Here is an 18,323-nt window from a genome sequence, read left to right as displayed (position 1 = left end):
GGGACAAGTCCTCGTCTGGGGTTCACGTTCCGTTCAATGGCACGCCCGAGTTCAAACTCCCTAGGGGCCCTTGACCCTCAAGTCCTCGTGGCCAACGCTGCAGTAGGCCGCTCCCTGTGACAGAAGCCACAGATCGGTTCCGAAGTGCCCACCAAGCGGGTGCCATAGGTCCATGGCACCCGAAAGTATCGAGGAGAACTCTGTGCTTAAGTCCATCAAGCCGTCACGCAAGCGCTGGGCCTTTGGCCCCGCTTCGGTCGTGGCCGTCGTCATGCTCTCGGCGTCCTGCTCTGCAAGTGGCAACAGCGGTGGGGACGACCTGAGCAGCACGGACATCACGCTAACTGTAGGAGTCAACCCAGGTGGCGGCCAGGACGCCTACGCCCGATTCATGGCCCCTTACCTCGGCGAAGAGCTCGGCACGAAGGTCACCGTTGCCAATCAGCCCGGGGCGGGCACCCTCGTCGCGATGAACGAACTGGCGAAGGGCGCTGACGATGGCTCTGAGCTCGTGCTCAACGGTGGCACCGCAACCATCACCTTTCCCGTCACCCAGCCGAGTGTTACCAAGTACGATCCTTCAGAGCTGAAGTACCTTGGCCGGATTTCTTCCGAGCCCAATGTTCTCTACGCCCGAGCCGACGCTCCTTTCGACACCATCGACGAAATGATCGAGCAAGGCGGGTTCAGGTCGGGAGCGGCCTCGACTGGTTCCCAGACATATACCGACCTGTTGGTCGTCTACTATGCGCTCGGCCTTGAACCGGACATCATTTCTGGATACCAGGATTCCGGGGAGACGCTCCTTGCCATGGTCCGCGGGGAAATCGATGCACAAACGGGATCTCTTTCGTCCGCGCTCGAGGATCTTGAAGCCAACGACTTCAAAGCCATTGCCGTGCTCGACCACGAGCGCGCACCAGAGCTTCCCGACGTTCCGACCATCTTCGAAGCGAAGTCGTTGAGCCTCGACGAGGATCAGAAGACAGTCCTCGATACCCACATCTCGATCCTTGAGACTGGCCGCATCATCATGGCGCCGCCTGGCGTGAGTGAGGAGACTTTGACCGAGTTGCAGGACGCCTTCGAGGCAGTCGTGACGGACGAGAGCGTCATCGGCGAGGCTGAAGACGAAAATCTCCAGATCGATCCGTTGACCGGCCAGGAGCTCACGGAATTGATGCAGCAGCTTTCGACCTCGCTGCCGGAGGCCTACACCGATCTCGTGGGTTCGGTTGCCGACTAAGGTTGCCGCTCGGGTTAAGCCAGTCATCGCAGACAATGAGGAGGCGTAATGCCAACATCGGAGGTTCAGGTGCTGGAAAGCGATCGGCGAGTCAACGCGCTGGGTGATCTTCTCGTAACGATCTTGGTCGCCGCGGCGCTGGCCGTGTATGCGCAACACAGTTCGCAGTTGCATGGCACCGCGCGTACCTTGCCTCTGATCGCCTCGGTTTTCGGCCTCGCGTTGGCGATCGCGCAAATCGTCATCGACATCCGGGCGCTACGTGCGCCGCTGCAGCCGACGCCTCCCACGGTTGCAGCGGCGCCTTCCGGAATCGGCTCTCCTATCGACGATGGTCCAGAAGATTACCGGCCGCCCGACGTTCCCACCGGGACCGAAACGCTTAGGGCGCTCGGGCAGATCGTCGTGTTGACGGTGCTGATCTTCGGAGTCGGCCTTCTCATTGCATCCACGCTCATGCTCGCCTACTTCTTGATCGTGAAGACGGAGCTTCGACTGTGGAAATCACTTCTCTGGATCGCGGTATTCGTCGTCGCCTCCCACTTCTTCTTCGTTAACCTCATGGCACTTTCCCCGTTCGCGGGGCAAGTGCTCTGAAAGGAATCCAAGCATGCTTGAAGGAATCCTGCCCGGGCTTATGGACGCGTTGAGCTTCGACGTCCTGTTCTGGGTCGCCGTCGGTGCCGTGTTCGGCAGCATCGTCGCGGCCGTTCCAGGTCTAGGCGGACCATTCGCGGTCGCGATGCTCTTTCCTCTGGCGGTAACCCTCGACCCGCTGCCCGCAATCGCGATGATCATCACGGCCACGGCGGTCAGCGGCACGGCCAACACGATTACCGGTGTGATGTTCAATGTCCCCGGATCTGGTTCGGGGGTAGCTGTCATGTTCGACGGCTATCCGATGGCGCAGCGGGGCGAGGCAGACCGCGCGATCGCTGCTGGCCTCTTCTCGTCACTTGCGGGCGGAGTGGTCGGGGCGGTGCTTCTCGCGGTGTCTCTACCTGTTGCCATGCTCGCCGTGCAGTCTTTTGGCCCAGCGGAATTCGTTGCCCTCATCGTGATCGCCCTATTGATGATCAATACCGTGCAGGAAGGTAGTCAGCTCAAGGCGCTGATCGCGGCAGCAATCGGGATGGCCCTGGCATTCGTCGGCCAAGCGCCGGACAGCGGTGAGTTGCGTTTCACTTTTGACACTCTTTACCTGTGGGATGGCGTAGCGCTGGTGCCCATGGTGATTGGCCTGTACGCGATCTCCGAGATGCTCGAATTGGCCGGGCGGGGAGGGACAATCGCCCATAAGGCATCCGACGAATTTCTTGAAGCCCGGAAGTCCCGCCAGGGCGGACTGCGTCGAGGAGCTCGCGACGTTGTCGAGAACTGGAAAGTTTGCCTCATGAGCAGCGTCATTGGCGTAGCAGTCGGATTCCTGCCCGGTCTCGGTGGCGGTGCCGCCCAGTTTGCTGGCTACGGACTTGCTGCCAAAGTGGGCAGTGACCGGCACAATTACGGGAAGGGCAGCCCGCAAGGGGTTGTTGCAGCAGATGCAACCAACAACGCGAGCGATGGCGGCGCCCTCATTCCCACGCTAGCGTTCGGAATCCCGGGCAGCACATCAATGGCGCTGGTCTTGGCATTGCTTATCCGGGAGGGATACAACCCCGGGCGCACCATGATCGAGAACAATAGCGATCTTCTGTGGATGATCGTGGCGGTGCTGGTCATCGGCAACGTGATGGCCGTGGCAGTCAGTCTGGGCCTGGTTCGACTGATTCGCGGTCTCACGTTCGCCCCCGTGGCGTACATCGTGCCTACGGTATTGGCGGTTTCGCTGTGGGGCGCTTTCGCTACCAAGCAGTCGGTCGGCGACATCGCGGTGGCGCTCATATTCGGTGTGGTCGGCCTCGTTTTCAAGAAGTGGGGCTTCTCCAGAGCGAGTCTCGTTATCGCCTTCGTACTGGCGCCGCTGCTGGAACGGCACCTGCTGTTGTCAACGAAGCTCTACGGGTGGGACTTCGTCTTCCGGCCGATCGTGGTCAGCATGGTGGTCATCCTTGCGGTGAGCATCGCGGCCAGCAAGGCATTTCGCGTCTGGACGGAACGGCGAGCGCAACGTAGGGGGGTCGACACGCCGGCTACGCATGACGTGAGTCCGTAACCCCTGATGCCAACGTGGCCTCGATGGCGGCCCCGAAGGCGTCAATGAGGAGGGCGCGAGGACATCGCCCGGCTTGCGAGCGACCTCGGTGTGCGTGAGGCCGTCCGCCAAAAATGGCCCAGCCCGGCAACGGTGAGCTGGGAGCGGGCTCGCAGCCGCAGGGGTGAGGGGCCATTCCGTGCAAATGTGGCCCAGCAGCGCATCGATGAACGTGCCCGGGCCGGCGGAGGGCTCGCGCGGCAAAGCTCGCGGTGAACCTGCAGTTGCGCCGGGAGGTGCAGACTCGTTTCGACGAGCCACACAGCCCCGAGCAGGTCGCCCGGCGGCTGCTTGAGGACTTCGCCGACGACCCGAGATGTGGGTGAGTCACGACACGACCCGCCAGTCGATCTTTGGCCAGGGCCGCGGCCGGCTCCAGCGTGAACTGGCGGCGTGTCTGCCCACCACGCGGGCCCCTCGCAGCGCGAGGCCAAGCCCAGCCCTCGACAAGCTACGGTCCCAAACCCGACAAACAACCCCGTGTCGCAGACACAGGTTGGACGTGCCGCGTCTGATACTCAGACCCGGAGTATCCGTGCCAGAGGGCAATCGGACCGCCCCTGAGGATCTAGGTCAATTTCCTACGTGTCTTGGCCCATGGATCCGCTCGGCGTGCCCCACCCTCCTTCGCCGTCCTATCGGGGTGTCGGTGCCGCCGGCGATACAGCGTGCCGAGGCGCCACCCAACAGTGTCGCAGGTCGGCCTCCGACTCAGCGGCTCGCTTGGGTCGCCGACGCGCTGCAAACTAGAGCTGCGTGCAACAGACGGGAGCCTCGGCGGTGGGAGTTTCACGGCTTACCCAGCGGTTGACATTCGGGCGACCGGACCAAGCCCGAGGGCACCCACAGGGGATCCACACGTAGCGCGCGCATCGCCCACCGGCCGAGCTCGGCCGACAGCCTGTTGCGAGAAGCGCGTGAGCTCAGCGCCGGCGAGAGGGCCTGTCGCAAATTCATCCCAGTGAATGGCACATAGGGCGGACCACGGTGATTCGACCCTTGACCCAGGGCATCTTGCAGGTAAACGTGTGAGCCACAACTGCAACGGCAGCAGTGATCGGCACCATCGGGGGTGCGGTCCGGTGCCTGCCACCCAGACAGAACACAAGCCTGGAAGGAGCTATTGGGTGGATCCCAATATCCTGCGCGACCCCTACAAGGAGTTTCTCGAGGCGGAGAAGCTACCAGTAACCGAAGACTTTTCGGTCGATCTATTCGAGGTCGACTTGGCCCCATGGAGCCGACTCGGCTGTCGCGCCGGCATCGTGCATCTAGGAGCCAGCGAGTACGTGAGTCTCGCCGTACAGGAATTTGCGCCAGGCAGCAGCAGCGAGCCCATGCGCCACCTCTACGAGGAGGTAGTGTACGTCCTTTCGGGCCGCGGGAGTACGACGATTACGGACCCAGATGGAGGTCGTCACTCCTTCGAGTGGGGCCCGCAGGCACTTTTCGCGATTCCTCTTAATGCAGAGTTTCAGCATCACAACCTAAGTGGGACGGCGCCGGCGCGACTCGTTTCGACGGTCAGTCTCCCCCTGGCGATGAATACGTTTCGAGACCCAGAGTTTGTTTATGGTATCGACTACAATTTTCGTGACCGCTTCAGTGAAGCGCGCTACATGCAGGGCGAAGGAAGGCATCTCTCCGAAATCGATTATCATCGAAACATCTGGGAGACGAACTTCGTGCCGGACCTAACCACTTTCGGTGAGCTCCGTCCTTTGGAGTCCCGGGGCGCCGGCGGAAGCAACATCGGGTTCGCGCTTGCTAACGGCACGATCCATGCCCATGTTTCGGAGATTCCGATTCGCCGATACAAGCGTGCGCACCGCCACGGCCCAGACTTCCATGTCTTTCCTATCGACGGCCCAGGCTATTCGCTGATGTGGTTCGAGGGTGATGAGGACTTTCGTCGGGTAAACTGGCGGCATGGGGTGGTTCTAGCACCTCAGGACCAAATGTTTCATCAGCACTTCAATACCGGAGCAAAGCCGATTCGCTACTTGGCTACAGCATTCGGTAGTTATCGATTCCCATTTAGTGGTCCTCAGCGGGACATGATGACGAGTTCCAACAAGACCATTGCCGATGGTGGCAACATGATCCGGTACGAGGATCAGGATCCGCGCGTTCATGCGATGTTCTCCTCCGAGCTCGCGCAGAGCAGGTTGACCCCCGACATGGACAACTATCATCCTCGTGTCGACTGATCATGAGTGATTGAGGCTCGCGCGCTTGATGGTGTCGCTTCATTTCCGTCTTGGAGCGCGCCTGAGTATTTTGTCGTTATCCCGGAACTGAGATGTGAACCAAATACAGAAATGGGTGAGGTTCTTTGACCTTCGACTCCAGTTCTCTCTCCGGAACGAGCCTCGATCACGTCCACAGCCAGCCGAACGATGAACTGGACGATGAACACGAGTTGCTACACCGCAGCGGAATCCCGCATGTGCACGGCCCTTTTGAGGGAGAGACGGCACATGCGCATGACAACTTGGTATTGCGTACAATTGGCATAGACATCGGATCGACCACGTCTCATCTCATGTTCGGTGAGGTGCATTTGCGGCGGCTGGCGCAGAGCTTCTCAAGTAGGTACGTCGTAGTGGATCGCAAATCGACGTGGAGATCTGACGTATTGCTTACCCCCTATGCGACTGACGGACTCATTGATGCAGGGCGGCTGCGTCGGTTCGTTGACGACTGCTATATCGAAGCTCGTGTTGATGAGGATTCTCTCGATACCGGGGTCGTCATTCTGACCGGAGACGCTCTGGCCCGGGCGAACTCACGGGCAATCTCCGCGGAGTTCGCTGATGATTCAGGAAAATTCATCTGTGCACTCGCCGGTCACCATCGTGAGGCCGCCATGGCCGCCTCTGGCTCAGGGTCCGTGCAGATGTCCGCCGAGTCCTCGGTCACGATCCTTCACGTCGACATCGGCGGTGGCACGACCAAGCTCGCGGTGATCAATGACGGTGTGGTTGAGTCGACGTGTGCGGTGGCGGTCGGGGCGCGAACACTCTTGCTTGATGACGATCGCTACATCGTGCGGCTCGCAGATAGCGCACGTCGTGTCGCTGAAGGCGCCGGACTGAATCTTCGGGTGGGGGAAATCCTCGATGCCGAGCAGGAGCGGACGATCGCCGAGGCGATGGTGGCGGCGGTAGTGAGATTCGCAACCGGACGGGCTGCGTCTTCCGGGGACAAGGCTTTGCTGCTCACTGAGCCTCTCGAGCTTGCTGCGCCGCCGCGCTTCGTAACCTTCTCTGGGGGCGTCTCGGAGTTCGTCTACGGCCGCGAGCAGAGAAGCTTCAATGACCTCGGCAACACCTTGGGGACCCAATTTCGCGCGGCTGCACTCGCAGGGATGTTTGAGGCGCCGATGCTGGAACCTCGACAAGGCATTCGCGCAACAGCGGTTGGTCTCAGCCAGTTCTCCGTCCAGGTCAGCGGTAAAACCGTCCACGCTCAGCATGACCTGCTGCCCCTGCGGAATGTTCCCGTTGTCGGCCCGGTGGAATGTGGAGGCCTTCAACAGGGTGTCGAGATCGCCAGGGGGATCGAACGTGCAGTCCAACAAATAGACCTTATCGGGGACCGGGCGCTAGCGATTGCTATCCGTTGGCGGGGGGACCCCGGGTACCGTCCGCTGCGTGCGCTCGCCGACGCCCTGGCGTCTACGATGAACGACCTACTCCGCGCAGGCGTGACCGTCGACGCACTCATTGTTCTTCTCGACTCTGACCTCGCTGCCGCACTTGGATCGATTCTTCACGGGGAGATAGGCATTCCACTTCCCATTTTGTGTTTCGATTCCGTGGACGTTGACCAGTGCGATTTCGTCGACGTCGGGAGCGCCGTAGGTGCTGCGCAACTGATTCCGGTGATCATGAAGTCAATGCTGTTCGAATCCTGACGCGGCCACGGGAGAGATCCGCACGGACCGTCCCGCAGAGTGGTGACCGGATTCGGTGGCGGCGGGGTCGACGATGCGAGTTGACGGGGGACACGCAACTCTACCGCCAGGCACACCCGCGCGGCTCGCGGTGATGGCCAGGGGAGACGACGTGATGCGTAGGGGCCCGCGGCACGTGAGACGTGCTGATCAAAATGTGCCCAGCGCTGCGATGGCTGGCCCGAGATTTACCCGCAGGACATCTACCCCGTCGCCGACGGACGGCCCGACCTGGTTGCGTCTCGAGTCAAGGGTGAATGCCAACCACGCGAGGGGCCGTCGACGGATGTTGAACCCATTGCGTCTTACCTGGCGGTTCGGCACCAACCCTCACGAGGGCGGAGACGGTGACACTTGTCCCCATCCCACGGGTGGCCGAGCCATCAGCCTCGACTGGGTGGTTACCGGCGCCCTGGGCGGTGTGCACCGTGGAGAGCGCCCGGGCCAGTCGCTGCGGACACACACCGCCCGATTGCGCGCACAATCTGAGGCAGCCGTCGCCCTGGACGTTTGGCTGGTGAGCAGGACGTGTCACGCCGGTCGCGAAACGTAGGACTGGTCGATGGGGTCGACGCCGTGAACTCAGTCTTCCGCAGGATTCAGGACGAGGCCACTATTTCGGTCCGTGCGCTCCGCATGGGCTCGAGTGCGACGGGCGACCCTGTGACCGTGGCGCCCAGCCCCCACGACGCGCTGGCCAGGGAGGTGGCCCCTGGGCTGCCTGGCTCTCGCCTTGCGTAGGTGTCTCCTGGAACGCGGAGTCCTAGCAGGAACGCTTCCTGTTCGGCGCGCTCGGCGCGCTCGGCGCGCGCGGCGCGCTGGAGGGGAGCAGTCGGGGCGGGACAGATGGGATCGGTGGTCTCGATGTAGTCGCTCATGCCTGGACGAATGGATCGAGAGCCGATCTGGGCGCTCGGCCGTGATCCGACCCGAGCCGGCACCCCGCCGCCCGGAGATGACCCGGCGCCCTGGGGCGGTCGACCGCTGCTGTCCATGGCACGAGTGCGCACTGCTCCGTCGACAGGTCAGGCGGGGGAGTCTCTGGGACCGCTTTTGGGACTCTCGAGCCCGTCGGGCCGGGCAGCAGAACGACCCCTGCCCTGCGTCTGCGCAGGTCAGGGGCCGTTCTGGTCTTGCGCGCCTGTAGGGATTCGAACCCCAAACCTTCTGATCCGTAGTCAGATGCTCTATCCGTTGAGCTACAGGCGCCCGTCACTTCGTTGCCGGAGGACTGGACGAGGATAGCCGACCCCTCCGGAGGCCACGAAATCAGTACGCCGCCCGGCCCGCGGCGTGGCTGCGTGCCCACGCTTGGAACGGTCCAATATGTGCCGATCAGGAGAACGGTTAGCCTCCACTCCAACCCGCGCGCGAGCGAGCATCACCGCAGGTCGTGGCTCGGGGGCACGACCGGGCGCCGGCAACGAAGCCGACGTCCGTTGACAAAGACATTGCGCACCGTGCAGCAGATGCGGTGCCGACCACACTCCACGACCACCGTCGACACGCTTGACGGCCGGTGGCGCCAAACGCAGTTGCGTTGGCGACCGCCGCGAATGCGCGAGAGGGAAATGCCAGGCATGACTGCCGACAGCACCATCACCCAGACCAACTCCGGGACCGACTCAGGTCCCCAACCCACCACCCACCAAGGCATCCTCGACTGGGTCGCCGAGATCGCGGAGCTGACCCAGCCCGCCGACATCCAGTGGTGCACCGGCTCCGACGAGGAGTGGGAGCGACTCACCGCCGCCCTCGAGGCCACCGGCACGTTCACCCGGCTGAACCCCGACATCAAGCCGAACTCCTTCCACGCGGCCTCCGACCCGACCGACGTGGCGCGCGTCGAGGACCGCACCTACATCTGCTCGGTCGACGAGAAGGACTGCGGGCCCACCAACAACTGGATGGCGCCCGATGAGATGAAGTCGATCATGCGCGACCTCTACGCCGGGTGCATGCAGGGACGCACGATGTACGTCATCCCGTTCGTCATGGGTCACCTCGAGGCCGACAGCCCGATGTTCGGCGTCGAGATCACCGACTCCGCCTACGTCACGGTCAGCATGCGGGTCATGGCTCGGATGGGCACCGCGGTGCTGCGTCGCATGGAGGAGCTCGACGCTCCGTTCGTCCCCGCCCTCCACTCCGTCGGCATGCCGCTGGCCGAGGGCCAGGCCGACGTCGCGTGGCCCTGCAACGACACCAAGTACATCGTCCAGTTCCCCGAGGAGCGGATGATCTGGTCCTACGGCTCCGGCTACGGCGGCAACGCGCTGCTGGGCAAGAAGTGCTACGCCCTGCGCATCGCCTCCGTGATGGCCCGCGACGAGGGCTGGCTCGCCGAGCACATGCTGATCCTCAAGCTCACCAGCCCAGCCGGCGTCACCAAGTACATCGCCGCCGCGTTCCCGAGCGCCTGCGGCAAGACGAACCTGGCGATGCTCAAGCCGACCATCCCGGGTTGGAAGGTCGAGTCGATCGGCGACGACATCGCGTGGATGCGCATCGGCGAGGACGGCCGCCTGTGGGCCGTCAACCCCGAGTACGGCTTCTTCGGCGTGGCTCCCGGCACCAACGAGCACACCAACCCGCACGCCATGGACACCATCAACATCGGCAACTCGGTGTTCACCAACGTCGCGCTCACCGAGAACGGCGACGTCTGGTGGGAGGGCCTGGAGAACGTCCCGGCCCGGGCGACCTCCTGGAAGGGCGAGCCCTGGACGCCCGAAAGCGACGAGCTCTCGAGCCACCCCAACAGCCGCTACTGCACGCCCATCAAACAGTGCCCCATCCTCGCCCCGGAGTACGACGACCCGCGAGGTGTGCCGATCGACGCGATCCTCTTCGGTGGCCGTCGCAAGACCACGATCCCGTTGGTGACCGAGGCCCGCGACTGGGTGCACGGCACGTTCATGGGCGCCACGCTGAGCTCGGAGACCACCGCGGCCGCGGTGGGCCAGGTCGGCGTCGTACGCCGCGACCCGATGGCGATGCTGCCGTTCATCGGCTACAACGCCGGCAACTACTTCGACCACTGGATCACCATCGGCAAGGACAACGACGCCGCCAAGCTGCCGAAGATCTTCTACGTCAACTGGTTCCGCCGCGACGACGACGGCGGCTTCCTGTGGCCGGGCTTCGGCGAGAACAGCCGGGTGCTCAAGTGGGTCATCGAGCGCATCGAGGGCCAGGCCGCAGCTGTCGAGACGCCGATCGGCCGCGTGCCGGCCCCGGGCTCGCTCGACGTCGACGGCCTCGACATGACCGACGACGCGCTGCGCCAGGTGCTCGACGTCGACGTCGAGGAGTGGAAGGCCGAGATCCCGCAGATCCAGGAGTGGTTCGAGAAGTTCGGCGACGACCTGCCGGCAGTTCTCTGGACCGAGCTCGACGGCCTGAAGGCGCGCCTCGAGGCCTGATCCGACCTGCAACACGCGTCCAAGGGACCCCGCCGATCCGGTGGGGTCCCTTGCGCGATTGTGGAAGGATCGGGCCGCTCACGGGGGACAGGTCCCGGAGCCAGTCAGAGGAGGTTCGCGGTGTCGTACTCGCCCGAGGACCGGGAGCTGTTCGAGACGGTCGCCAGCGAGCTGTACGCCGAGATCGTCACGACCGGTGGCATCGACCACGACGACCCAAGGATCGCCGATCACGGGCCACATCGGGCGGCGTACGACCTGCTGAGCCGGATCGGCCTGGTGGTGGACGACGACGGGGGCAAACGCTCCGTGCCGGTCGACCCGGCGACGGTCCAGTCGCTGCTGGTCGCCCCGATGGGCCAGCAGGGCGCCGAGCTGCTGACCGAGTCGGCGGGCTGGGCCCAGGCCTTCAATGGGCTGGCCCTGACCTGGCGCAAGTCGCCGGCCTCCGACCGGGGCCCGATCACCGAGGTGCGCGGCGACGCCATCAACCGGTTCATCGCCTCCCTGGTCGCCGACGCCGAGTCCGAGCTGCTCACCGCGCAGCCGCAGACCGGTCGCGGCCTCCAGGAGCTCTCCGCGGCGATCGAGCGTGACGGCGCGGCGCTCGAGCGGGGCGTGACCATGCGCACGCTCTACCAGCACTCTGCCCGCCGCAGCTCGATCACCCACAAGTACGTCGCCTCGGTCACCGAGCGGGGCGCGGAGGTGCGGACCCTCGACGAGTTCTTCAACCGCCTCATCGTCATCGACCGGCGGGTCGCCATCATCCCCGGACGCGACAGCCTGTCCGTCGCGCTGGCGATCCGGGAGCCCTCCCTGGTGGCCTACCTCGTCGACATGTTCGAGCGCTCCTGGGAGCGGGCCCGGCCGTTCACCAACCGCGAGACGTCGATGATGCGCGGCATCGCGGCCGAGCAGCGGGCGATGACGATCCGGATGCTGATCGAGGGGCACGCGGACCCGGCCAGCGCGAAGCGGCTGGGCGTCAGTCCCCGGACGTACGCCGGCTACGTCGCCGAGCTCAAGGAGGAGTTCGAGGCGCAGACGCGCTTCCAGCTCGGGTACGCCATGGGCCGCACCGGCGTCTCCGGCAACGAGAGGCCCCCGGCTGACGCCGAGACCGAGTCCGACGGCTGAGGCCTCTGCCGACGGTAGCCACCAGATGTGAGATCGGCCCCGGAAATGGCATCGAGGGCAGCGGCCTGAGCCCGCTGCCCTCGTGCACTCGAGACGGGCTGGGGAACCCTGGTGGGACTGGCGCCGGGGGGTGCGCCTGATCCCGGTCTCGAGCGGTGGGCCGCTCACCGGCGGCCGGATGGGGTCACTCGATGCCGCGCATCTGACCCCACGTGGTGTCAGCGGCCTGAGCCGGAGCGGAGAAGGCGACGATCCCGAGAGACAGCGTGGCGGTGACGACGGCCACCGCGATGCGACGAGCGATCATTGTGGTTCCACCTTTGGTCAGGGGGCCAGGTTGACCCAGACCAGTCATTCTGCTGGCGAACCGGCACCCAGACACCCAATGCATCCTTGCAGTTCTATGCATTGCATAGACCTGCAGAAGTTTGGGCGTAACTTCTCAGGACCGTCCCGCACTTCGGATGGGTCCTGGGCTCTATTTCGCGTGTCTGCAGAGGGGGCGGGATTCGAACCCGCGGCTGACATCTCTGCCAGCGACCGCTTTCAAGGCGGTTCCGATCGGCCACTCCGGCACCCCTCCAGGTCCGGCCAGGCCGTTACCCACCCGCAGTCTAGAAGGCCGTCGGGCGCTACTCGGAACCCCCCAACTCCAGCTCCACCTCGTCGTAGACCAGATCGTTGCACCGCTGCTCGTGATGGCGTACGTCGTCCAGCAGGTGCCTGAGGTCTCTGCAGAGCCGATCGAGGTCGGCGTCGTGCAGGACGCGCGGACCGAGGTCCGACAGTCGGCGCACCAGCACGGTGCGCTCGCGCTGGCAGCCCCCGCGGCGCGCCGCCAGCCAGTCCTCCGTAGGCCCGGCCGGGCTCACGATGACCTCGCGCAACGGCGCGAGCTGGCGTCGTACCTGCCAGCGCCAGACGCCGAGCCCCTGCTCGGTGGGCGGTCGAGAAGCCAGCAGATCGTGCAGCACCGACAGGGCGCCGGCATCGGCGCCCGTGGTGTCAGGTCCGGTCATCAGCATCCGTGCGTCTCCTGCCGAGGTTCAGAACAGGAGTTTGAGTGTGGACCCACCGCGGAGGCTGGACAAGAGCCGATTGGCCCCGGTCCGTCCGAGTGTGTTCAATCAGGTCTGTGGTGTCCGACTATCGCTTTGCTCCCGCACTCGCCGCCCGCTTGATGGGCCTGACCCTCGTCGGCCTGGCCGTGCTCGTCCTGGCCGGCACGATGACCGCGCTGTTCCTCGACCTGCCCTCGATCGTCCTGCTCGTGCTGGTGGTGCTGGTGCTCCTCGTGCTCGCCCTGACCGCGCGCCGGCTGCGCGGCCGGGAGTTCGCGGTGCGCTTCACCGACGAGGGCTACCAGGTGCGCCACATCCGCGGCGTCGGCGTCCAGGCTGCGCGGTGGAAGGATGTCGAGGACGCCGTGACGGCCACCCCGCACGGCTCGCCGTGTGTCGTGCTCCGGCTCCGCAACGGCACCACCAGCACGATTCCCGTCGAGGCGCTGGATGTCGACCGCGAGCAGTTCGTCCGCGACGTACAGGCTCGGCTGCGTGGCGGCGAGGGCTTCAAACCACTCTGAGAGGCTGATTCGGCCAATGCCGCGCGGGCCTTGTAGCCTGTGCTCGCTGTCGGGGAGGCGTCGCCTAGTCCGGTTTATGGCGCCCGCCTGCTAAGCGGGTTGAGGGTTACCCCCTCTCGCGGGTTCAAATCCCGCCGCCTCCGCCAGTTCCCACGTTCGGCCCCGGGCTCCGGCTCGGGGCCGAACGCCGTGTACGGGCCTGCGACTCAGTAGCGTGCACCCATGGTGTCCCCCTGGTTCTCGTCGCCCGCCGACGCCGCTGCCCGGCTGCACGAGGCGGGCTATCTCGCCGACTCCGGGACGGCGACCACGGCCTACCTGGCGGGTGCACTCGAGAAGCCGCTGCTCGTCGAGGGCCCGGCGGGGGTGGGCAAGACCGAGCTGGCCAAGGCGGTGGCCCGCGCGACCGGGGCCGGGCTGGTGCGGCTCCAGTGCTACGAGGGCCTCGACGAGGCGCGGGCGCTCTACGAGTGGAACTACCGCAAGCAGCTGCTCCGTATCCAGGCGACCAGCGATGCGTCATGGGAGCAGACCCACGACGACATCTTCACCGACGAGTTCCTGCTGACCCGGCCGCTGCTCACCGCGATCCGGCGCGAGGAGCCGACGGTGCTCCTCGTCGACGAGGTCGACAAGACCGACGTCGAGGTCGAAGGCCTGCTGCTGGAGGTCCTCAGCGACTTCCAGGTCACCATCCCCGAGCTCGGCACCGTCTCGGCGGTACGACGCCCGTTCGTGGTCCTGACCTCCAACGCCACGCGCGAGCTCTCGGAGGCGGTCAAGCGGCGCTGCCTCTACCTGCACCTGGGCTATCCCGACGCCGAGCGCGAGCGCGAGATCGTCGTCTCCCAGGTGCCCGGGCTGCCCGGCAAGGTGGCCTCCCAGCTGGTGGCCACCGTCGCCCGGCTGCGCGACCTCGAGCTCAAGAAGGCACCGTCGATCGCCGAGTCGGTCGACTGGGCGCGCACCCTCATCGCGCTCGAGATCGACGACCTCACCGAGGCCGCGGTCGAGCAGACCCTCGGCGTGGTGCTCAAGCACGCCTCCGACCACGAGCGCGCGGTGCAGGAGCTCAAGCTCGCCCGCCGCAGCCGGACGTGACCCTCCTCGACACCCACATCGGGTTCCTCGAGGCGCTGCGGGCGGCCGGGGTGCCGGTGTCGCTCGCAGAGGGGCTCGACGCGATCGAGGCGGTCGCAGTGCTGTCGTGGGACGACCGGGAGACGGTCCGCACGGGCTACGCCGCCACCATGGTCAAGCGGGTCGGGCAGCGCGCCGCCTTCGACGCGATCTTCGACCTCTACTTCCCACGGCTCGTCGGCGACTCCTCGACGGACGAGCCCGACGGCGTCGCGGGCCCGGTGCGCGACGGCCCGGAGGAGCTCGAGCGGATGCGCGACCGGCTGCTGTCAGCCCTGGAGTCAGGCGACGAGTCGGCGCTTCAGGACCTGGCGACCGAGGCGGTGGGACGGTTCGGTGCCATGCGCGGTCGCGGTCCCGGCCTCTCCAGCTGGTCGGCGTACACGACGCTCCAGCGGGTCTCGCCCGGTGACCTGGTGCAGCGGGTGGTCGACGCGCTGGTGCGCGGCGGGCTCACGGAGCAGGAGGCGGAGCGCGGCGCCGGCCGGCGGCTGGGCCGCTTCACCGGCCTCGTCGAGGGCGACGCCCGCCGCCGCATCGCCGCCGAGAAGGGCGCCCGCCACATGGCCGAGGTGGCCGTGCGGCCGACCGTCGAGACGATCGACTTCACCTCCGCCCGCCGCTCGGAGCTGGACGCGATGCGCCGCGAGATCCTGCCGCTGGCCCGGCGGCTCGCGACCCGGCTCACCAAGGAGCGGCACGCGCGGCGCCGCGGCCCGCTAGACTTCCGGCGCACGGTCCGGGCGTCCATCTCGACCGGGGGAGTTCCGGTCACCACCCACCACAGACCGCGCCGGCCCCACCGGGCCGAGCTGGTGGTGCTCTGCGACGTGAGCGGCTCCGTGGCCAACTTCGCGCAGTTCACCCTGCTGCTCGTCTTCGCGCTGCAGGAGCAGTTCAGCAAGGTGCGCGCGTTCACCTTCGTCGACCAGGTGCACGAGGTGACCGGGCAGCTGAGGCCGGGAGCCGACCCCGGTCGGGTGCTGGCCGACCTGGCCGCGAGCACCGCGCAGGCGGCCCGGTGGGGACGCACCGACTACGGCCGGGCGCTCGCCCTCTTCGCCGAGGAGCACTCCGACGCGCTGGGCCCGAAGACCTCCCTGCTGATCCTCGGCGACGCGCGCTCCAACTACAGCGACCTCGCGGAGCCGGTGCTGCGGGAGCTGGCCGGAAGCGTGCGGCACGCGTGGTGGCTGAACCCCGAGCACGCGCGCCACTGGGGCACGGGCGACTCGGCGGCGCCGACCTACGCCGAGATCGTGCCGATGGTGGAGTGCCGCAACCTCACCCAGCTCGCGGCGTTCGTGCACGACCTGGTGTGAGGCTGTGGGGCTCAGCCCGCGAGGTACCCGCCCTCGCGGATCCGCTGGATCTCCGCCTGCAGCTCCGGGTGCGACGACGCGTCGGCCGCCCGCCCGCCCGCGACGTACACGCCCTCGCCGCCGGCCGCGGCCCCGTCGAAGACCACGGTCAGCCGGTTGGCGACCTTCTGGTTGATCAGGGAGCCCAGCAGTGCCACGGGGTCGGCGCGGTCCTCGAGCGACAGCACGCGGCAGGTCTTCGGGATGACCGGCACCTGTGCCGACGGCGCCCCGGCGGTCACCACGTGGTCGATGACGAACCTGTCGGAGGTCGCCGACGCTGCCAGCTCGGCCGCCGTCGCGCCGCCCTGCGCCGACCCGACCAGCATGACGCGGGCGTCCTGGTCGTCACCCACCGCACGCTCGATCGCGCGCACGACCTGGCGGGCGTACGCCGAGTGATCGCCGCTGACGAGCCGCAGCTTGGTGCCGGCGGCGCCGCCGGGGCCGGGGAGGTAGGCGATGTAGCGGCCCGCGCCGACGCCCTGCACGACGATGCCGGCGTCGGCGGTCGAGAGGGTGGTCATCAGGTCGGCGATCGTGCGCGGCCGGTCGCCGGAGATCGCAGAGGTGGCCGCCTCCGGGGCGTCGTCCTCGGCGAGGAGGCCGCCGGCTGCGTCGCGCAGCGCCGAGCCGCCGTCGTACGAGAACGGCTGGACGCCCATGGCCCGCATGCCGCCGCGTGCTGCCATCGCGCCCTGGTCGCCGGTGAGCACGCCGGCGGTGAGCAGCGAGCGCATCTGGAGGCCGTCGAGCAGGCCGCCGCCCCCGGAGATGTGGTCCATCAGCTCCGGGTTGTTCTCCGCCAGGTCGGAGAGGTACGCCGCGACGCCGTCGCGGTCGAGTGCGTCGGTCTCGATCAGGCCGGCCGACACGATGGCGCCGCCGAGCGCGACCTCGGGCGCGAGGTAGCCGATGGCGCGACCGGCGATGGAGCCGAGCGTCTTGTAGGCGGCCTCCTGTAGCTCGTCGATCCAGCGGTAGGTGAGCACGGTCGCCCGCACCACGAGGGCGTCGGCGTCCAGCTCGACCGAGCGGGTCAGCAGGCCGTGCTTGCCGGTGGTGGCGGCACGGATGTCCTCCTCGGCCTCGGCGAAGGTCGCGGGCGACAGCGGCGCCGACGACGCGACGTCCTCGTCGCCGAGCACCTCGACACCGAGCCTCGCGCGGGCGCGCATCTCCTCGCCGGAGGCGTCGAAGAGCTCGGCGAGAGCCAGCATCTGGTGGTACTTGTCGGCGTTCACCGACGCGTCGGTCCGGCTGGCCGCCGCGGCTTCCGCGGCGCCCGCCTGCTCTGCGGCGTTCGGCCCGTTGGGGGGCAGGTTCTCGTTCATGCGATCACCTCGGCGAGCACGGGCGCGAGCTGCGCGGCCAGGTCGTCTGAGGCGACCAGGCGGACCTCGACGTACGGCTCGTCGCCCTCCTGGTGCGGCAGCAGGGCGTGCCAGCCGTCGGCCAGCAGCACCCACGACACGACGCCGACCGAGGTCGTGCCCTCGGCGCTGATCCGGGCGGCGAGCACGCGCAGCCGCCCCTGGGCCTCGTTGTGGAGGGCTCCGACGATGGTGGTGGCCGCGGCGTCGGAGTGGCCCTTGCCGTCGGAGGTCACGTGACCCGCGCGCTGCGAGACGAGCACCTGCACGAGGTCGGCACGACCCGAGCGCAGCGCCTCGCCGGCCGAGTCGGCCAGCGGGAACGGGATGAGCACGGCGGCCGGGACGGCCGACTTCGAGAGCCGCGCGTCCTCGGGTACGACGGCGACCCGGGCCAGCTCGCCGGTCCACTGGTCCGCGCCGAACCACGCCAGCTCGAAGACGATGCCGTCGACGGTGGCGAGGGTGGCGACCGCGCCGCCCGCCATCCGGTGCCAGGCCTTGACCTGGCCGCCCGCGGTGGCGATGTCGATCTCGAGGGCCAGCTCGGGGGTGGCCAGCAGGCCGACGGCACCGACGAGTCCGGGATCGATGCCCTGGTCGGTGATCATCCCGCGGCGGGCGAGGGAGTCGGCAGGGTCGTGCAGCGCGGCCACGGCGGCGGCGTACGCGGTGTCCTCGGTGGACCCGGCGCTCATGCCCAGTCGGTTGTCGAGCGAGCTGGGGGTGGCGACGTCGGTGAGGTCGAAGGGCAGGGGGGCGCCGCCGGCCTCGTCGGCGAGCAGCCGCAGCTCGGGCAGCGTCAGGGCGACGCGACGGGGCAGGCCGTCGAGCAGGTGCGTCGGGGCCGGGGGCGGCGTCGTGAGGTCGATGGTCACCATGGGTATGTCCTCATCACGGG

Annotated in this window: 14 protein-coding genes and 3 tRNA genes; 11 read left to right on the top strand and 6 right to left on the bottom strand. The window is 66.8% G+C overall.

The window, feature by feature from the left end:
* The first annotated feature begins 202 nt into the window (after positions 1-202).
* The 5 genes from ACP7BP_RS04860 (at position 203) to ACP7BP_RS04840 (ending at position 7,359) form a co-directional block, all read left to right on the top strand.
* Positions 203-1,246 (top strand): Bug family tripartite tricarboxylate transporter substrate binding protein, encoded by a 1,044-nt coding sequence (locus ACP7BP_RS04860; protein WP_426243005.1) that lies wholly within the window; start codon positions 203-205, stop codon positions 1,244-1,246.
* A gap of 48 nt (positions 1,247-1,294) precedes the next feature.
* Entirely contained in the window at positions 1,295-1,843 is a 549-nt protein-coding gene (locus ACP7BP_RS04855; RefSeq protein ID WP_426243003.1) for a tripartite tricarboxylate transporter TctB family protein, read from the top strand.
* Positions 1,844-1,856: 13 nt separating this feature from the next.
* Positions 1,857-3,401 (top strand): tripartite tricarboxylate transporter permease, encoded by a 1,545-nt coding sequence (locus ACP7BP_RS04850; RefSeq protein WP_426243001.1) that lies wholly within the window; start codon positions 1,857-1,859, stop codon positions 3,399-3,401.
* Positions 3,402-4,567: 1,166 nt separating this feature from the next.
* Entirely contained in the window at positions 4,568-5,650 is a 1,083-nt protein-coding gene (locus ACP7BP_RS04845; protein ID WP_426242999.1) for a cupin domain-containing protein, read from the top strand.
* Between the two features lie 125 nt (positions 5,651-5,775).
* The gene (locus ACP7BP_RS04840) at positions 5,776-7,359 is read left to right on the top strand and encodes an ethanolamine ammonia-lyase reactivating factor EutA (protein ID WP_426242997.1); all 1,584 of its coding nucleotides are present in this window, start codon (positions 5,776-5,778) and stop codon (positions 7,357-7,359) included.
* A gap of 1,175 nt (positions 7,360-8,534) precedes the next feature.
* On the opposite strand, the gene ACP7BP_RS04835 is transcribed toward ACP7BP_RS04840, so the two are convergent.
* Positions 8,535-8,607: transfer RNA gene (locus tag ACP7BP_RS04835), tRNA-Arg, on the bottom strand.
* A gap of 371 nt (positions 8,608-8,978) precedes the next feature.
* On the opposite strand from ACP7BP_RS04835, the gene ACP7BP_RS04830 reads away from it, so the two are divergent.
* On the top strand, positions 8,979-10,823 hold the full coding sequence (locus ACP7BP_RS04830; protein ID WP_426242996.1) for a phosphoenolpyruvate carboxykinase (GTP): 1,845 nt from the start codon (positions 8,979-8,981) through the stop codon (positions 10,821-10,823).
* 120 nt (positions 10,824-10,943) lie between these two features.
* Entirely contained in the window at positions 10,944-11,963 is a 1,020-nt protein-coding gene (locus tag ACP7BP_RS04825; RefSeq protein WP_426242994.1) for a TrmB family transcriptional regulator, read from the top strand.
* Positions 11,964-12,147: 184 nt separating this feature from the next.
* Here ACP7BP_RS04825 and ACP7BP_RS04820 read toward each other — a convergent pair whose 3' ends face one another.
* From ACP7BP_RS04820 to ACP7BP_RS04810, 3 genes are all read right to left on the bottom strand, one after another.
* The gene (locus ACP7BP_RS04820; RefSeq protein ID WP_426242993.1) at positions 12,148-12,270 is read right to left on the bottom strand and encodes a hypothetical protein; all 123 of its coding nucleotides are present in this window, start codon (positions 12,268-12,270) and stop codon (positions 12,148-12,150) included.
* Between the two features lie 187 nt (positions 12,271-12,457).
* Positions 12,458-12,546 (bottom strand) — tRNA-Ser (locus ACP7BP_RS04815).
* A gap of 49 nt (positions 12,547-12,595) precedes the next feature.
* Positions 12,596-12,982 carry a hypothetical protein gene (locus ACP7BP_RS04810; protein ID WP_426242992.1) on the bottom strand — a complete coding sequence of 129 codons (387 nt, stop codon included), beginning with the start codon at positions 12,980-12,982 and terminating at the stop codon, positions 12,596-12,598.
* Positions 12,983-13,101: 119 nt separating this feature from the next.
* Between ACP7BP_RS04810 and ACP7BP_RS04805 the strand changes: the two genes are divergently transcribed.
* The 4 genes from ACP7BP_RS04805 to ACP7BP_RS04790 all read left to right on the top strand — a co-directional run bounded on the left by ACP7BP_RS04805 (position 13,102) and on the right by ACP7BP_RS04790 (position 16,010).
* Positions 13,102-13,548: a hypothetical protein gene (locus ACP7BP_RS04805; protein ID WP_426242990.1), complete on the top strand. Its 447-nt coding sequence runs from the start codon at positions 13,102-13,104 to the stop codon at positions 13,546-13,548.
* Positions 13,549-13,601: 53 nt separating this feature from the next.
* Positions 13,602-13,694, top strand: a tRNA-Ser gene (locus ACP7BP_RS04800).
* 76 nt (positions 13,695-13,770) lie between these two features.
* Positions 13,771-14,649, top strand: a complete 879-nt coding sequence (locus tag ACP7BP_RS04795; RefSeq protein ID WP_426242989.1) for an AAA family ATPase — start codon at positions 13,771-13,773, stop codon at positions 14,647-14,649.
* Positions 14,646-16,010, top strand: a complete 1,365-nt coding sequence (locus tag ACP7BP_RS04790; protein WP_426242987.1) for a vWA domain-containing protein — start codon at positions 14,646-14,648, stop codon at positions 16,008-16,010. Before ACP7BP_RS04795 ends, ACP7BP_RS04790 begins: the two co-directional genes overlap by 4 nt.
* 11 nt (positions 16,011-16,021) lie before the next feature.
* Here ACP7BP_RS04790 and ACP7BP_RS04785 read toward each other — a convergent pair whose 3' ends face one another.
* Positions 16,022-17,383, bottom strand: a complete 1,362-nt coding sequence (locus tag ACP7BP_RS04785) for a hypothetical protein (RefSeq protein WP_426242985.1) — start codon at positions 17,381-17,383, stop codon at positions 16,022-16,024.
* A complete protein-coding gene (locus ACP7BP_RS04780; RefSeq protein ID WP_426242983.1) occupies positions 17,380-18,303 on the bottom strand; it encodes a hypothetical protein in 924 nt (307 codons plus the stop codon). Before ACP7BP_RS04780 ends, ACP7BP_RS04785 begins: the two co-directional genes overlap by 4 nt.
* Positions 18,304-18,323: the final 20 nt, after the last annotated feature.

It is taken from the genome of Nocardioides sp. LHG3406-4, assembly GCF_049897745.1.
Lineage (GTDB): Bacteria > Actinomycetota > Actinomycetes > Propionibacteriales > Nocardioidaceae > Nocardioides.
The sequence above is the reverse complement of the archived record's forward strand: the minus strand, read 5'-3'. Positions and strand labels throughout refer to the sequence as shown.

Excerpts from the sequence above, each read along its gene's own strand:
- ACP7BP_RS04795 (WP_426242989.1), top strand. The coding sequence starts at position 13,771 with ATGGTGTCCCCCTGGTTCTCGTCGCCCGCCGACGCCGCTGCCCGGCTG.
- ACP7BP_RS04855 (WP_426243003.1), top strand. The coding sequence starts at position 1,295 with ATGCCAACATCGGAGGTTCAGGTGCTGGAAAGCGATCGGCGAGTCAAC.
- ACP7BP_RS04780 (WP_426242983.1), bottom strand. The coding sequence starts at position 18,303 with ATGGTGACCATCGACCTCACGACGCCGCCCCCGGCCCCGACGCACCTG.
- ACP7BP_RS04830 (WP_426242996.1), top strand. The coding sequence starts at position 8,979 with ATGACTGCCGACAGCACCATCACCCAGACCAACTCCGGGACCGACTCA.
- ACP7BP_RS04850 (WP_426243001.1), top strand. The coding sequence starts at position 1,857 with ATGCTTGAAGGAATCCTGCCCGGGCTTATGGACGCGTTGAGCTTCGAC.
- ACP7BP_RS04810 (WP_426242992.1), bottom strand. The coding sequence starts at position 12,982 with ATGACCGGACCTGACACCACGGGCGCCGATGCCGGCGCCCTGTCGGTG.
- ACP7BP_RS04820 (WP_426242993.1), bottom strand. The coding sequence starts at position 12,270 with ATGATCGCTCGTCGCATCGCGGTGGCCGTCGTCACCGCCACGCTGTCT.
- ACP7BP_RS04785 (WP_426242985.1), bottom strand. The coding sequence starts at position 17,383 with ATGAACGAGAACCTGCCCCCCAACGGGCCGAACGCCGCAGAGCAGGCG.